Origin of the sequence: Promicromonospora sp. NPDC023987 (genome assembly GCF_040639055.1) — a bacterium.
Classification (GTDB): Bacteria; Actinomycetota; Actinomycetes; order Actinomycetales; family Cellulomonadaceae; genus Promicromonospora.
This window is the reverse complement of sequence record NZ_JBEZZF010000096.1, coordinates 1-15,003: the sequence shown is the minus strand read 5'-3', so window position 1 is coordinate 15,003 and position 15,003 is coordinate 1. Positions and strand designations below refer to the sequence as shown.

At 71.1% G+C, this 15,003-nt stretch carries 11 protein-coding genes and 1 pseudogene; 5 read left to right on the top strand and 7 right to left on the bottom strand.

The features are described 5' to 3' along the window. Nucleotides 1-474: pseudogene (locus AB0F40_RS25550) on the top strand (hypothetical protein); the annotation flags it as partial. A 99-nt stretch (nt 475-573) separates the two neighbouring features. On the opposite strand, the gene AB0F40_RS25545 reads toward AB0F40_RS25550, so the two are convergent. The 3 genes from AB0F40_RS25545 to AB0F40_RS25535 all read right to left on the bottom strand — a co-directional run bounded on the left by AB0F40_RS25545 (nt 574) and on the right by AB0F40_RS25535 (nt 2,823). Beyond that, the gene (locus tag AB0F40_RS25545; RefSeq protein ID WP_357474574.1) at nt 574-1,242 is read right to left on the bottom strand and encodes a ThuA domain-containing protein; all 669 of its coding nucleotides are present in this window, start codon (nt 1,240-1,242) and stop codon (nt 574-576) included. A 115-nt stretch (nt 1,243-1,357) separates the two neighbouring features. After that, nucleotides 1,358-2,329: an NAD(P)-dependent alcohol dehydrogenase gene (locus tag AB0F40_RS25540; RefSeq protein ID WP_357474571.1), complete on the bottom strand. Its 972-nt coding sequence runs from the start codon at nt 2,327-2,329 to the stop codon at nt 1,358-1,360. Continuing rightward, nucleotides 2,326-2,823 carry a nitroreductase family deazaflavin-dependent oxidoreductase gene (locus tag AB0F40_RS25535; RefSeq protein ID WP_357474568.1) on the bottom strand — a complete coding sequence of 166 codons (498 nt, stop codon included), beginning with the start codon at nt 2,821-2,823 and terminating at the stop codon, nt 2,326-2,328. The genes AB0F40_RS25540 and AB0F40_RS25535 overlap by 4 nt, the downstream gene beginning before the upstream one ends. A 103-nt stretch (nt 2,824-2,926) precedes the next feature. Here AB0F40_RS25535 and AB0F40_RS25530 point away from each other — a divergent pair, with 103 nt between their 5' ends. Beyond that, nucleotides 2,927-3,679: a TetR/AcrR family transcriptional regulator C-terminal domain-containing protein gene (locus AB0F40_RS25530; RefSeq protein ID WP_357474565.1), complete on the top strand. Its 753-nt coding sequence runs from the start codon at nt 2,927-2,929 to the stop codon at nt 3,677-3,679. A 33-nt stretch (nt 3,680-3,712) separates the two neighbouring features. Here the strand turns inward: AB0F40_RS25530 and AB0F40_RS25525 are convergent, their stop codons facing one another. From AB0F40_RS25525 to AB0F40_RS25510, 4 genes are all read right to left on the bottom strand, one after another. After that, the gene (locus AB0F40_RS25525; RefSeq protein WP_357474562.1) at nt 3,713-4,954 is read right to left on the bottom strand and encodes an FAD-binding oxidoreductase; all 1,242 of its coding nucleotides are present in this window, start codon (nt 4,952-4,954) and stop codon (nt 3,713-3,715) included. Nucleotides 4,955-5,134: 180 nt separating this feature from the next. Beyond that, nucleotides 5,135-6,190 (bottom strand): aldo/keto reductase, encoded by a 1,056-nt coding sequence (locus AB0F40_RS25520; protein ID WP_357474559.1) that lies wholly within the window; start codon nt 6,188-6,190, stop codon nt 5,135-5,137. Nucleotides 6,191-6,354: 164 nt separating this feature from the next. Further along, nucleotides 6,355-7,290, bottom strand: coding sequence for a glycoside hydrolase family 19 protein (locus tag AB0F40_RS25515; protein WP_357474556.1), 936 nt, complete (start codon nt 7,288-7,290; stop codon nt 6,355-6,357). Between the two features lie 210 nt (nt 7,291-7,500). Then, nucleotides 7,501-8,547, bottom strand: coding sequence for a LacI family DNA-binding transcriptional regulator (locus AB0F40_RS25510; protein ID WP_357474553.1), 1,047 nt, complete (start codon nt 8,545-8,547; stop codon nt 7,501-7,503). 309 nt (nt 8,548-8,856) lie between these two features. Between AB0F40_RS25510 and AB0F40_RS25505 the strand changes: the two genes are divergently transcribed. From AB0F40_RS25505 to AB0F40_RS25495, 3 genes are all read left to right on the top strand, one after another. Then, a complete protein-coding gene (locus tag AB0F40_RS25505) occupies nt 8,857-11,121 on the top strand; it encodes a discoidin domain-containing protein (RefSeq protein WP_357474550.1) in 2,265 nt (754 codons plus the stop codon). A 75-nt stretch (nt 11,122-11,196) separates the two neighbouring features. Then, a complete protein-coding gene (locus AB0F40_RS25500; protein WP_357474548.1) occupies nt 11,197-12,618 on the top strand; it encodes a DUF1996 domain-containing protein in 1,422 nt (473 codons plus the stop codon). Beyond that, nucleotides 12,615-14,891 (top strand): discoidin domain-containing protein, encoded by a 2,277-nt coding sequence (locus tag AB0F40_RS25495; protein ID WP_357474546.1) that lies wholly within the window; start codon nt 12,615-12,617, stop codon nt 14,889-14,891. Before AB0F40_RS25500 ends, AB0F40_RS25495 begins: the two co-directional genes overlap by 4 nt. Nucleotides 14,892-15,003 lie beyond the last annotated feature (112 nt).

Genomic DNA, 15,003 nt, shown 5'->3' with positions numbered 1-15,003 from the left:
CTGCGCCGGTTGGCCTGCGACAGCGCGATCACGAGGATCGTGTTCGGGCCGGATGGTGCGGCGCTCGACGTCGGGCGGGCACAGCGGACCGTGACGGGGCAGATGCGTCGCGCGGTGATCGCCCGCGACCAGCACTGTGTGTACCCGGGATGTGATCAGCCGCCGTCGCGGTGCGAGGTTCATCACGCGGTGCGGCACTGGGCCGATGGTGGGCAGACATCGGTCGCGAACAGTGCGTTGCTGTGCTGGTTCCATCATCAGCTGGTCGACGCGCGTGGCATCGCCATGCACTGGGCCGGCAAGCCCACCACCGACACCAGCGCTGATGCCCTGCTGGAGACAGGGTGGGCCTTCACCGACGCCCACGGCCACCGCATCCACCTGCCCGAAGCCATCGAAGCACTGCCCCCACCGGGCACCGACCCGCCCGCGGACCCGACCGCGGAGCCGCCGTCGGCCGCCGAAGCAGCGTGACCGGCAGACCCCGGCGGCCGGACCAGCACAACCGTCGCTCGACAGCTCATCGAACCGTCGCCATCGAACCGTCGCCTTCGGACAGTGCTACGGACAGTGCTACGTCAGCAGCCACGACGCCGACCGGCGCAGCAGCTCCCGGTGTCCCTCCGACGCGAACGAGCGGGCGTCGTGCCCGAGCGCCGAGTACACGCTCCGGCCGCCGTGCGCTTCGTTGACCCACAGGACGGGCTGCTCGGCACCGTCGTCGTCCAGGGTGGTGCCGAGGACCCGCGCACCCGGGGCGACCCGGAGGTGGCAGTAGCGCTCGTCGAAGGCTTCGACGGCGCCCGGCCCGTCCGTGACCGGGTGCCCGTCGACGAGCTCGAACCGCGCCTGGCCGATCGGGGGATGCATCGACTCACCGGGCACCCACCGCCCGCCGAGAACGTCCGACCAGCCGGGTGCGTCGTAGAACGTGTTCGCCGCCTGGTGCAGGCCGAGCACGGCGCCCCCGGCCCGGGCCCAGTCCGCCAGCCGGGTGTGGAAGCCGAGCCAGTCGTCGTCGGACCCGTCGAAGTCCGCGTCCCGGCGGCCGGAGCCCCCGTTCACGACCAGCAGGTCCACGGAGTCGAGGTCGTCCAGCGCGTCGCGGAAGAGCCCGCGCACCTCGACCACGCCGAGGTCACCGAGGACGCCGGCGACCACGTGCGACGTCGCCGCGTGGTCGTGCCAGGGGTCCTCGTAACGTCCACGGCCGGCCAGGATGAGGATGCGCTTAGTCGTCACGACGCGATCTTGCCACGGGATGCTGGCTCAGCTCAGTCCGCGTCGAGAACGCGATCATGCACGTCCAACGTCTCGAAGCGTGCATGATCGCGTTCTCGAAGCGACCGCGCCCGGGTTATGGCGCGACCAGCACCTTGCCTCGCGCCTGGCCGGACTCCAGCCGGCGGAATGCCTCGACCGTCTCGTCGAGACCGTACCGGCGGTCGATCCGCGGCACGACGTCGCCAGCGACCAGGAGCCCGGCCAGCTCCTCCAGGTCGGCCCGCTGGTTCGGACGCCAGGAGAACACGCCGATCCTGGTGCCGGTCAGCCGGCCGACCACCGGGCCGAGCAGTGCTTTCTCCGCGAACGAGCCGAGCCGCCGGGCGATCAGCGCATACCGCCCGCCCGGGGCCAGGGCGCGGCGCAGCGCCGCGACGGACCGCGTGTCGGCGATATCGAGGACGACGTCGAACCGCCGGTCACCCCGCGTGAAGTCCTCACGGGTGTAGTCGATGACCTCGTCCGCGCCGAGCTCCCGGAGCAGGGCGAGCTTGTCGCCGTGATCCACGGCGGTGACCACGGCTCCCCGAGCCTTCGCGATCTGCACCGCGAACGGCCCGACGCAGCCGCCCGCCCCGTTGACCAGCACGCGCTCGCCCGGCCGGATCGGCCCAACTGCCCGCAACCCCTGCAACGCGAGCGACCCCGAGTGCGGGACGGTCGCGGCGACGTCGAACGACACCGCGTCCGGCAGCGGCGAGAGGGCTGACGCCGGGACGCTCACCTGGTCGGCCAGCGCACCGTGCCCGACCTCGAACAGGTCGGCCCAGACGCGGTCGCCGACCTGGAGTCCGGAGGCGTCGCGGCCGACCCGCTCGACGGTGCCCGCGACATCGACCCCTACCCGGGGATGGGTCGGCCTGCGCAGCCCGGTGCCGAGGCGTGCCAGGCGCGGGCGGCCGAGCACGTGGTCGAGATCGGCCATGTTCAGGGAGGCGGCCCGGACGCGGACCACCACGTCTCCGGCCGCCGGGACGGGCGGGGCCACCGTGGTCACCCGCAGGACGTCGACAGGACCGTACCGGTCCCGCACCACCGCCCTCACGCGGCGCCGCCCGAGGCGACCGGCGCACGCTCCAGCACGAGGAAGTCGGTGACACCGAAGAGTCGCGCGACGCGACGGTCCGCCGTGGACCGGTGAGGCAGCGCCTCGGCCGGCTCGACGACCCGCGGCGCCACCAAGTGCGTACGCCCCTCGACCCGCAGCTCCGCGGAACCCGCGGCGAGGATGTTGCGCAGCCAGTCCACCTCGGGTCCGTACGGCAGGTAGACGAGAAAGTCGTCGTCCAGCGGGTACACCCCGATCGGCGTCGCGTACGGCGCGCCCGAACGTCGTCCGACGTGCCGGATCACCGCTGCGGACGCGCCGGGCTCCCCGGCGGTTCGCATCTCCATGGGGCGGCCGAACCGCCGGCCGAACCTGCGGACGAGCAGGAGGCCGCGACGGTTCTTGGTACGCATGATCACCACGAGCGCGAGGAACCCGCCGAGCCCCACCATCAGCAGCCCCGCGACCACCCAGAGGATCCAGCCCCACATGACGTCTCCTTCTCGAGGAGGCTTACGGTGTAAGCCTTACGCCGTAAGGTAGGCGCGTGGGTCACGTCCGTCAAGGGTCTGTGCGACGTAGGATCGCGGGATCATGACTTCACCCCGGGCGGCAGGCACAGCATCGCGAAGCGCCCTGACCCGCGCCCGGGTGCTCGAGTCAGCTGTAGACCTGGCCGACCGCGACGGCCTCGGGTCGCTCACGATGCGCAGCCTGGCCCGGGAGCTCGGGATCGAGGCGATGTCGCTCTACCACCACGTCGCCAACAAGGAGGACCTGCTGGACGGCGTGGTCGACGTCGTCGCGGCGGAGATCCAGGACGCCGTCGGCCGGCTGGAAGCCGTGGCCGACGACGCGCCGGAGTCCTCGTGGAAGCCGGCACTGCGCCGGCAGATCCTCACGGCGCGCACGGTGCTGCTCCGGCACCCCTGGGCGTCGACGGTCCTGGAGAGCCGCACGTCGTTCAGCCTGCACGTCGTGCGGTACTACGACTCGCTCATCGGGCTGATGCGGCGCGGCGGCTTCTCCTACGACCTGGTCCACCACGCGATGCACGCCCTGGGCAGCCGTGCGCTCGGGTTCTCCCAGGAGCTCTTCGAGCCGGACGGCGCCACGGCGGGGTCTGCGGGCGGCGGCAGCGCCAAGGAGGGCGCTGCCGACGCCGCCACTGCGCTGCTCGCCCAGATGGCCGACGAACTGCCCCACATGGTCGAGATGCTGGCCGAGGTGGGGCACGAGGGCGCCGGCTCCACGCTGGGCTGGTGCGACGACCAGACCGAGTTCGAGTTCGGCCTTGATCTCATCCTCGATGGGCTCGACCGGCTGGCCGAGCGCGAGAAGCACTGACCCGGCGCTTCCCCAGCGGCCGACCGCGGCGGACTACCTGAGCGGGTCGAACGGCCGGATCTCCTCCGGCGTCTGCCCGGTGGTGATCAGCTCCGCCAGGGCTCGGCCCGTCGCCGGGCCGAGCACTATGCCCCACATGCCGTGGCCACCGGCCACGTAGATGCCTGGCGCAGCGGTCCGGCCCACGAGCGGCAGCCCGTCGGGCGTCACCGGTCGGGAGCCCACCCACTCGTCCTCACGAGAGTCCAGGTCGACGCCCTCGAAGAGCCCGCGGACCGAGTTCACCATCGCCCGGACACGACCCTCCTGGAAGGGCTCGTCGGGCCCCCGGAACTCCATGGTCCCGGCGATCCGCAGGCGCCCCTGGTACGGGGTGCAGGCCACTCGCCGGGCCGGGAAGTAGACCGGGTGGTCGATCGGCGGGCCCTCCACCGGCACGCTGAACGAGTAGCCGCGCCCGGCCTGCACCTTGGTCCGTACGCCGAACTGCTGTGCCAGGCCGGGGAGCCACGCGCCCGTGGCGATCACCACCGAGTCGGACGTCATCCGGCCGTGGCCGTGCACCGCGATCTCGACGCCACCGGGCACCGGACGGATGTCCTCGACGCGGGAGTCCGTCAGCACCTTCGCACCCCGGGCGCTGACCGACGTCGCGAGTGCCTGCGTGTACGGGCCGGGCTCGATGTACCGCTGACCCTCCAGCGTCCAGGTCGACTGGACGGCCGGGGAGAGGTGGGGCACGCGGACGCCGTCGGGCACCCGCGAGAGCCGGATCTCCTGGCCCGCCTTCGCCACACCGCGCAGCTCGTGCACGAACGGGCGGGACTCCCGCTCCCGCTCGAACCCGACCACCCAGCGGCTGGGGTACGACGTCGCGTGCACGCCGCCGGCCTCGAGCTCGTCGTACGCCTCGAGCGCGAGCCGGTCGATCGGGGTGAGGGCGGCCATCGCGCGCTGCCACTCGCCGGGAGTCGCGTGCGACATGAACCGCACGAGAAAGCTCCAGAGAGCGCGGTCGAACCGGAAGGGGACGCTGAGCGCGGCGTCGGGGTCGGGGTCGAGCATCGCCTTCGGGCCGTAGGACCAGAGCGCCGGGTCGGCCAGCGGCATCGCCATGCCCGGGGTGAGCCAGCCGGCGTTGCCCCAGGACGCTCCGGACGCAACGCCACGCCGGTCGAGGACTGTCACCTCCACACCACGTTCTTGCAGGTGCCATGCGGTGGCGAGGCCGACCATGCCGGCGCCCACGACTGTAGCGGTCTTCGATTCGGGCACGCTCGTGCTCCTTCACTTCAGGGCAGTACCTTGCAGGACCCCTCCCCGTCGAGCGGCGGATACCTTCATGGTCCGCTCCACGGATCGATTCGGCACGACAGCTCGGTGAAGTGCGGTGAAACGAGTGGTGTGGATTCGCCGCCCGACGTCGGACCGGGGTACCTGTGTGCGGGTGGGGGCTCAGCCGAGGGGCTGGGCGAAGGGCTCGATCACCCCGATCTCGTCGGCGGTCAGGGGCCCCGCCTCGAGCGCGGCCACGTTGTCCTCGAGCTGCGCCACCGACGACGCGCCGATCAGTGCCGAGGTCACACGCGTGTCCCGCAGCACCCAGGCGAGCGCGAGCTGGGCGAGCGTCTGGCCCCGGCCTGCGGCGATCTCGTCGAGCGCCTTGGCGCGGCTCAGGTAGTCCTCGGTGAGGGCACCGGACGAGAGGAACGGCGAGTCGGAGCGTGCCGCCCTTGATCCCTCGGGGGCGGCGCCGGCGAGGTACTTGTTGGTCAGCAGACCCTGCTGGAGCGGCGAGAAGACGATGGTGCCGACACCGAGCTCGCCGACGACGTCGAGCAGGGACTCATGCTGTCCGCCGTCGTACGCGTCCTCGTGGTCCGGGTTCTCGATGTGCCGGTTGAGCATCGAGTACGACGGCTGGTGGATGAGCAGCGGGACACCCAGGTCGCCGAGGATCCGTGCCGCCTCACGCGTCCGCGCCGGCGAGTAGTTGGAGACGCCCACGTACAGGGCCTTGCCCTGCTGGACCGCCGAGGCGAGCGCGCCCATGGTCTCCTCGAGCGGCGTCGAGGGGTCGGGCCGGTGGTGGTAGAAGACGTCGACGTAGTCGACGCCCATCCGGGTGAGCGACTGGTTCAGCGAGGCGATGAGGTACTTGCGGGAACCGTGGTCCCCGTACGGGCCGGGCCACATGTCGTAGCCGGCCTTCGTGGAAAGGATCAGCTCGTCGCGGTACGGCGCCAGATCGGCGGCGAAGTGCCGCCCGAAGTTCTCCTCCGCCGAGCCGTACGGCGGGCCATAGTTGTTCGCCAGGTCGAAGTGGGTGACGCCCAGGTCGAGCGCGCGGCGCAGGATGGCGCGCTGCGTGTCGAACGGGCTGGTGTCCCCGAAGTTGTGCCAGAGCCCCAGCGAGAGCGCGGGGAGGTCGAGGCCGGAGCGGCCGGTCCGGCGGTAGGACATGGTGGCGTAGCGGTCGTCGGCGGCGAGGTACCGGGATGCGAGGGGCATGCGGCCATCGTGGCACGCGCCGCGCATGCCCGGCCGCCAGTCGAGGCTCGACGGGATCGCAGCGATAAAACTTCCTGTTCTGCCCCTTCCCTGGTGCGTGGTGCGCGCGGAGTGGGCACCCCGCGCGCACCATGTCGAGCTGCATCAGCAGTAGTCGACCTGCATCAGCAGTAGAGGTTGCCGCCCGGGTCCACGCCGAGCGCGCTGGTGAAGCGGAGATAGGTGTCGACGCGGCTCTGCACCTGCGCAGGGTTTCCGCCGTCGCACTCGATCCGGCCGTTGATGCTCCGGATTGTCTCGCCGAACCCGGCACCGTTCACCATGGCCGCGTGCGCTGTCATGGTGCCCGGCCCGTTCTGCGTGTTCCAGTACCAGAGGCCGGTCTTCCAGGCGATCGCCGAGTTGGTCTGGACCAGGCTCGGGTTGTTCAGCAGGTCGATCCCGAGGGCATCTCCCGCTGCCTTGTAGTTGTAGTTCCAGCTCAGCTGTACCGGCCCTCGACCGTAGTACTGGTCGGTACCCGCCGGGCAGCCGAAGGGCTGGGTCGTGTCGCAGTAGTGCGGGTAGTTGGCCGTGTTCTGCTCCACGATGTGGACCAGGCCGCCGGTCTCGTGGGAGACGTTCGCAAGGAAGGCGGCAGCCTCACGCTTCTGCACGGTCTCGCTGCCGGTGTTGGCGAAGCCCGGGTACGCGCTGAGCGCGTCGACGAGCCCCGAGTACGTGTAGAACGAGTTCCGGTTGGGGAAGAACTGGTTGAACTGCGCCTGGCTGACCGGGAAGTCCTCGGTGCCGGGCGGGTCGGTCGGGTCCTCACCGCCGCCGCAGGTACCGACGCGCTCCCAGACCCCCCACTCGCCGGTGGTGCCGGGTGTCTCGCCCTGGGTCCACCACTTGGCGCGCCACGCGATGCCGGCGTGGGTGACCTGACTGCCACCGACGTAGACCGCGCTGCTGCTCCAGGCCGGGGCTCCGCAGTCCGCAACGGCGGTGGGGCCCGCCGGTGCGGTGACCGCAGCCGCCGGCACGGTGACCGCCGCCCCTGCCGTCAGGAGCGCAGTGACGAGAGCTGTGATCAGTAGCGGTGCGCGACGAGATCTCACGGGAACCACCTCGCTTCCGGTTCAGGGTCGTCGCCGTCGACGACCGATTTGTTCAGGAACCTAGCAAGGTGGCTGGGGGGCGGTCGTGAGGGATTCCCACACGGGAGCGGATGAGATCGGTCGCTTGTTATGAGATCGGTCAATCAACTGACCGATCTCATCCCATCGGACCGAAGTCACTGAAATCGGCCGGATGCCCGCCGCGCGCACTCACGCCGAGTCGCGCACCACCAGGATCGGCTCGAAGATCGCCGACCGCACTGCCGGCTCGTCGGCGTCGATCTGCTCCAGCAGCATCCGCGCCATCTCCTCCGCCATCTTCTCCACGGGCTGGCGCACCGTCGTGAGCCGGGGCCGGGTCTGCACCGCCACGGGGCTGTCGTCGAACCCGACGATCGCGACGTCGTCCGGCACGCGTCGCCCCTGGCTCTGCAGCACGTGGATGGCGCCCTGGGCCATCAGGTCGTTCGAGACGAAGACACCGTCCAGGTCAGGGTTCGCCGCGAGCAGGTCCGCCATCGCGGACTCGCCGCTCTCGAACGTGAAGGATCCCTCGGCGCTGGGGACGAACGCGTGCCCGCGCCGTGCCACCGCGTCGCGGAACCCGTCGAGCCGGTCGCGCGCGGAGGGCACGTCGAGCGGCCCGGAGATCACCCCGAGCCTCCGGCAGCCCCGGTCGAGCAGGTGGTTCGCGGCCAGGCGGGCGCCGTCGGCGTTGGCGAGATCGACGTAGCTCGCCGGGATCGCGTGACCCGGTCGGGCGAACAGCACGATGGGTCGGCCGGTACCCAGCAGGTCCTCCGGCAGCGGGTCGTCGGCGTACGTCGACACGAGCAGCGCCCCGTCGGCATTGGCGAACCGCAGGTAGGACACCACCTGGTCCCGGGTCTGCCCGTTGTCGGCGAACATCAGGACCGGGTGCACGTCGTAGGGCCGGAGAGTCCGCACGAGCGACCCGACCACCCGGCCGAAGAACGGGTCGGAGAAGACGCCCGACAGGTCGAGCTCGATGTCCGGGTCTGCGTCGGCACCAGAGATGACGACGGCGACCGTGCCCGTGCGACGCGTGACCAGCGACCGCGCGGCCCGGTTGGGCACATAGCCGGTCTCGGCCACTGCCTCGAGCACTACCTCCTGCACCGCCGGCGCGACCTTGCGCTTGCCGTTGATCACGCGGGACACGGTTGCGCGGGAGACTCCGGCGACCTTCGCCACGTCCTCCAGGGTCGGCGCCGGGCGCCGCAGGTCCTTGCTCACAGGCTGACGTTAACAGAGTAAGAGCGCTCTCCCATGGAGCCCGTGCGGGTGAGGTGGTGCGCAGTCCGGCGCCTAGCGTCGTCTGCTCGAAGGCTGATCTTATCGCCTTAACACCCATATACCGGGTTCAAGCGGCAAAGAAAGGGCCGCCCGCGAAGCCTTGACGCCTCCTCATGAGCGGGTCAAAGATGGGCAAGGTAAGAGCGCTCTCCCAACTCGCGGCGCACCGGAGCGACGCGAAGGCAGGCTCAACGACGAACCGTGCCACCGGCCATCGCACCGGCCGGCGAGCGGACGGAGAGGAAGACCATGATCACCACCGGATCACCCGGCGCACAGGCGGCCCGGCTCGAGCGCCGCCTCCGCGCACGAGCCGCCGTCCTGGCGACCGGCCTGCTGACCGCGACGGCTCTCGTCGTGCCGGCGGCCTCGGCACAGGCCGAACCGGTCCTGCTGTCGCAGGACCGGCCCGCTACCGCCTCGTCGGAGGAGAACCCCGACTACACGCCCGCGAGCGCCGCCGTCGACGGCGATCTGAGCACCCGCTGGGCCAGCGAGTTCAGCGACCCGCAGTGGATCCAGGTCGATCTGGGCGCGGCGGCCGACCTCGACCGGGTCGAGCTGGTCTGGGAGTCCGCCTACTCGACCACCTACCAGTTCCAGGTCTCGGCGGACGCGTCCTCGTGGTCCACGGTGTACTCGACCAGCTCGGGCGACGGCGGTACGGACGCCTTCGACGTCGAGGGCACTGCCCGCTACGTGCGGCTGCTGTCCACGGCGCGGTCGGGCGGCTACGGCAACTCGCTGTGGGAGCTGCGGGTCTTCGGGGAGACGGGCGGCTCGGACCCGGGTGACCCGGGCGACCCCGACCCGGACCCCGGCGACCCGAGCTACGTCGACCCCGGCCATCCGGACGTCCCGGTACCGGACTCGGGTCCGAGCACCGTCGACGTGGTGGGCGGCAACGGCGCCTGGGACCTGGAGGTCGACGGGCAGCCGTACACGGTCCGCGGCTTCACCTGGGGCCCGGCGTTCAGCGCGGCGGACCACTACATGCCGCCGCTCGTCGAGATGGGTGCCAACACCATCCGGACCTGGGGCACCGGGGCGGACACCCGGCAGCTCCTCGACTCCGCCGCGGCGCACGACATCCGCGTGGTGATGGGGTTCTGGCTCCTGCCCGGCGGCGGGCCGGGTTCGGGCGGCTGCATCGACTACCGCACCGACACGAGCTACAAGTCGGAGACCAAGGCGGACATCGTCAGCTGGGTCGAGACCTACAAGAACCACCCCGGCGTGCTCATGTGGAACATCGGCAACGAGGCGATCCTCGGCCTGCAGAACTGCTACTCGGGGACCGAGCTGGAGGAGATCCGGCACGCGTACGCGGCCTTCGTCAACGAGGTGAGCGTCGCCGTGCACCAGGCCGACCCGAACCACCCGACGACGAGCACCGACGCCTGGGCGGGAGCCTGGCCCTACATCGAGGCGAGCGCCCCGGACCTCGACCTGCTGTCGATCAACGCCTACGGCGACGTGTGCAACATCGAGGAGGCCTGGGCGACGGGCGGCTACGACCGCCCCTACCTCCTGACCGAAGGCGGCGCGGCCGGCGAGTGGGAGGTGCCCGACGACGCCAACGGCGTCCCCGAGGAGCCCACCGACCTCGAGAAGGGCGCAGCATACGTGGACTCGTGGCGGTGCCTGCGCGAGCACGAGGGCGTCGCCCTCGGTGCCACGTTCTTCCACTACGGCATCGAGGGCGACTTCGGCGGCGTGTGGTTCAACATCCTGCCCGGTGACAACAAGCGCCTCGGCTACTACTCGATAGCGCGCGCCTGGGGCGTCGACACCTCGGCCATGAACACCCCGCCGCGCATCTCCGCGATGGACGTCCCGGGCTCGACGGCGGTGGAGGCAGGCGCGGAGTTCAGCGTCTCCGTGGACGTCACCGACCCGGACGGCGACCCGATCACGTCCAACGTGATGCTGAACAGCAAGTACATCAACAACGCCGGCGGTATCGCCCAGGCCGAGTTCGACGAGACGGCCCCTGGCACCTTCCGGGTCACGGCGCCGGAGCTGCTCGGCGTCTGGAAGGTCTACGTGTTCGCGGAGGACGGCAACGGCAACGTGGGCGTGGAGACCCGGTCGTTCCGCGTCGTCGCACCCGAGGTCGAGGGCACGAACATCGCGCTCGGCAGGACGGCGACGGCGTCGAGCTTCGACCCGTGGAACGGCGACTGGACGCCCGGCCGGGCGGTCGACGGCGACGCCTCGACGCGCTGGGCGAGCGAGTGGGGCCCGACCGGCTGGTACCAGGTGGACCTCGGTTCAGTGCAGTCGTTCGACCACCTGCAGCTCGTCTGGGAGACCGCCTACGGCAAGTCCTACGAGGTGCAGACCTCGAACGACGGCAGCAGCTGGACCACCGTCCGGACGGTCACAGGCGGCAACGGCGGCGTCGACAGCATCGATGTCGCCGGCTCCGGGCGCTACGTGCGCCTGAACCTGACCGAGCGCGGCACCGAGTGGGGCTACTCGCTGTACGAGGTCGGCATCTACCAGCAGTGAGCCACGCAGTGACAGGCAGCAGAGACAGGCAGCAGAGACACGTCAGCAGCGAACACCACCAGTGAAGGAGGAACCATGCGTACAGCACTTCGCACGCCCAGCGGCCTCAGATCTCGCGTCCTGGCCGGCGCACTCGCCACGGCACTGCTCGCCTCGGCGTTGAGCGCGGCAGCTACCCTCGGCGCCGCCACCGCCGTCGCCGAACCGAACACGCTTCTCTCGCAGGGCGCGCTCACCGCGGCGTCCAGCTCCGAGTCGGGTGGCCTGGGGCCGCGCTTCGCCGTCGACGGCGACCGCACGACGCGCTGGGCCAGCGCCCCGACGGACGACGAGTGGATCCGCGTCGACCTCGGCCGGTCCTACGCCCTCGACCACATCGCCCTGGACTGGGAGGCCGCGTACGGCGCGGCGTTCACGCTCCAGGTCTCGTCCGACGGCGACAGCTGGACCACCGTCGTCACCGAGTCAGCGGGCACCGGCGGGACCGAGGTGTACGACGTCACGGTCACCGGCCGCTACGTCCAGCTCGTCGGCACCGCCCGGGGCACCGGCTACGGCTACTCGCTCCTGGAGCTCCAGGTGTTCGGCGACGGCGAGCCCGGCAGCCCGGAGGACCCTCCGCCGTTCCCCGACGACGAGGTCACGCACCACGAGTTCCAGGCGAACTGCACGTTCTCGCACTTCCTGCCGGACGACTCGATCGTGTACCCAGGGCAGCCGGGGCGGTCGCACCTGCACACGTTCATCGGCAACCGCTCGACGGACGCGTTCACCACGCCCGCCAGCCTGCTCGCGAACCCGGAGAGCACCTGCACGGTGCCCCAGGACCAGTCGGCCTACTGGTTCCCCACCCTCACGGAGGGCGGCGTCCCGGTCGAGCCGAACATCCCGATGACGGTCTACTACAAGTCGGGGATCGACGACTACGCCGACGTCGTCCCGTTCCCGGAGGGGCTCCAGTTCGTGGCCGGCGACATGATGGCCACCGTCGACGAGTTCCGGACCGCCCCCGGCGCCGTCGAGGGCTGGGAGTGCGGCGACATCTCCAAGAGCTGGGACATCCCGGCGAGCTGTCCCGAGGGCACGCAGCTGAACATCCGGTACCAGGCGCCGAGCTGCTGGGACGGGATGCACCTGACGCCGGAGGAGTCCGCCCACATGGGCCACGGCTCGCACATGGCTTACCCGGTCGCCGGGCAGTGCCCGCTGAGCCATCCCGTGGCGGTCCCGATGCTGGAGTTCAAGATCGCCTGGCCGGTCAGCGGTGACATGTCGGACGTCGCGCTCGTCAGCGGCTCCGACCAGTCCTGGCACTACGACTTCGTCAACGCCTGGGACCCCGAGGTGCTCCGCCGCCTCGTGGAGCACTGCATCAACGGCGGGCTCCAGTGCGACCCCCGCGGCTACGACCTGTACAAGCCGCACCGCGGCACGGTGCTCGACGAGAACTACGAGCTCGTGCCGGAGCCCACCGCGCGTGAGGGGGCGCGGTCATGACGGCATCCGGCGCACGGCGGAGCGCACCACTGCACATCTCGCGGAGCCGACGGCGGGCGTGGCTCGCCGTCGCGGCGGCGGCGGCCTGCGTCGTCGCACCGCTGACGGCCGCCGCAGCACCCGCGTCGGCTACCCGGCCGGCCGCCGCACCGGCGTCGGCCCCCGCGTCCGGCGCTGCCGGAGGTGATGTCCGGACCGCGGCGGCCGCGTGCACCACGAACGCCGCGCTGGGGCGGCCGGCCACCGCGTCGTCGACGGAGGGCCCCTTCGGCCCGGCCCTGGCCGTCGACGGCGACCCGGGCACCCGCTGGAGCAGCGAGGCCGCCGACCCGCAGTGGATCCAGGTCGACCTCGGCACCGTGCAGGACGTGTGCCGTGTCGAGCTCACCTGGGAGACCGCGTACGGCAAGGACTTCCGGATCGAGACCTCCGACGACGGCACCACGTGGCGGACGCTCAGGACCGTCACGGACGGGACCGGCGGCTCGCAGGGCTTCGACGTGGCGGGAGCCGGCCGGTACGTGCGGGTCACCGGAACGGAGCGGGGCACCGGGTACGGCTACTCGCTCTGGGAGCTCGAGGTGCTCACGGGCGACGGCGGGAGCACACCCGGCGACCCGATCCCCGGCGGCGGTGACCTCGGGCCGAACGTGCACGTGTTCGGCCCGGACACGCCGGTGAACCAGGTGCAGGCCGCCGTCGACGCGGTCTACGACCAGCAGGAGGCCGACCAGTTCGGCGACGGGCGGCACCAGTTCCTGTTCGAGCCGGGTACCTACCCCGTGCACGTCAACGCCGGTTTCCACACGTCGATCGCCGGCCTGGGGGCCGACCCGGACGACGTGAACATCACGGGCGGCGTCTGGGCCGACGCCGAGTGGTTCGAGGGGAACGCCACGCAGAACTTCTGGCGCTCCGTCGAGAACCTCGCGATCACGCCCACCGGCGGGGACATGCGGTGGGCGGTCTCGCAGGCGGCACCGATGCGGCGCGTGCACGTCAAGGGCAACCTGATGCTGCACTCGTCACGGTACGGGTGGGCGTCGGGCGGCTACATCGCCGACTCCGTGGTCGACGGCGAGGTCCGCGCCTGGACGCAGCAGCAGTGGTACACCCGCGACTCGACCCTCACGGGTGGTTGGGCGGGCACGCTGTGGAACATGGTGTTCTCCGGTGTGGAGAACGCGCCGCCGACGTCGTTCCCCGAGCCGGCGGTGACCACCCTGGACACCACCGGGATCATCCGCGAGAAGCCGTACCTCTACCTCGACGGTGAGGACTACGCGGTGTTCGTACCCTCTACCCGGTCGGGTACGCGGGGGGCGACCTGGGACGGCGCGACGACGTCGGGCACCTCCGTGCCGCTGGACGACTTCTACGTGGCCCGCCCCGGCGACTCCGCCGAGCGGATCAACCAGGCGCTGGACCAGGGCCTGCACCTGCTGCTCACGCCAGGGATCTACGAGCTGGACGCGACCGTCGAGGTGGACCGCGCCGACACGGTCGTGCTCGGGCTCGGGTACGCCACGATCGTGCCGACGGCAGGGCAGACGGCGATGCGGGTGGCCGACGTGGACGGCGTCCGCGTCGCGGGCGTCCTCTTCGACGCCGGCGCCGCGGAGTCGCCGTCGATGCTCACGGTGGGCACCGACGGGTCCACCGCGGACCACGCGGACGACCCGATCTCGCTGCACGACGTGTTCGTCCGGGTCGGCGGGGCGCACGTCGGACGGGTGGACCAGGCGATCGTCGTGAACGCCGACGACACGATCGTCGACCACATCTGGTCCTGGCGGGGCGACCACGGCGAGGGCATCGGCTGGGACGTCAACACCGCGCGGAACGGGCTGGTGGTGAACGGCGACGACGTCGACGGATACGGGCTCTTCGTCGAGCACTACCAGGAGTACAACACCCTGTGGAACGGTGAGCGCGGCCGCACGATCTTCTACCAGAACGAGCTGCCGTACGACCCGCCGGATCAGGCTGCCTGGAACCACGACGGCATCCGGGGCTGGGCGGCGTACAAGGTCGCCGACCACGTGACGCAGCACGAGGCCTGGGGTCTGGGGTCGTACTGCGTGTTCACCTCGGACGCATCGATCACCTCGGACAACGGGTTCGAAGTGCCGGTCACGCCGGGAGTGCGGATGCACTCGCTGCTCACCGTGTCGCTGGGCGGGGTGGGGACGTACGAGCACGTCATCAACGGCGTCGGCCCGAGAGCGAGCGGGACTGAAACCATCCCGGCCAAGGTGGTCACCTACCCGTAGACCGCACGACCGCCGTTGGTCGAGCTTGCCGAGACCCCGCTGGTGGGGGGTGGCGGGGGCCCGGGGGGCAAACACGCCCCACCGGGGGGAACCCCCCCGGGGGGGGGCACCA

What these genes read in the sequence shown, in the direction of transcription:
- AB0F40_RS25500 (WP_357474548.1), top strand. Translation starts at nt 11,197, where the DNA reads ATGCGTACAGCACTTCGCACGCCCAGCGGCCTCAGATCTCGCGTCCTG.
- AB0F40_RS25530 (WP_357474565.1), top strand. Translation starts at nt 2,927, where the DNA reads ATGACTTCACCCCGGGCGGCAGGCACAGCATCGCGAAGCGCCCTGACC.
- AB0F40_RS25535 (WP_357474568.1), bottom strand. Translation starts at nt 2,823, where the DNA reads ATGTGGGGCTGGATCCTCTGGGTGGTCGCGGGGCTGCTGATGGTGGGG.
- AB0F40_RS25505 (WP_357474550.1), top strand. Translation starts at nt 8,857, where the DNA reads ATGATCACCACCGGATCACCCGGCGCACAGGCGGCCCGGCTCGAGCGC.
- AB0F40_RS25520 (WP_357474559.1), bottom strand. Translation starts at nt 6,190, where the DNA reads ATGCCCCTCGCATCCCGGTACCTCGCCGCCGACGACCGCTACGCCACC.
- AB0F40_RS25495 (WP_357474546.1), top strand. Translation starts at nt 12,615, where the DNA reads ATGACGGCATCCGGCGCACGGCGGAGCGCACCACTGCACATCTCGCGG.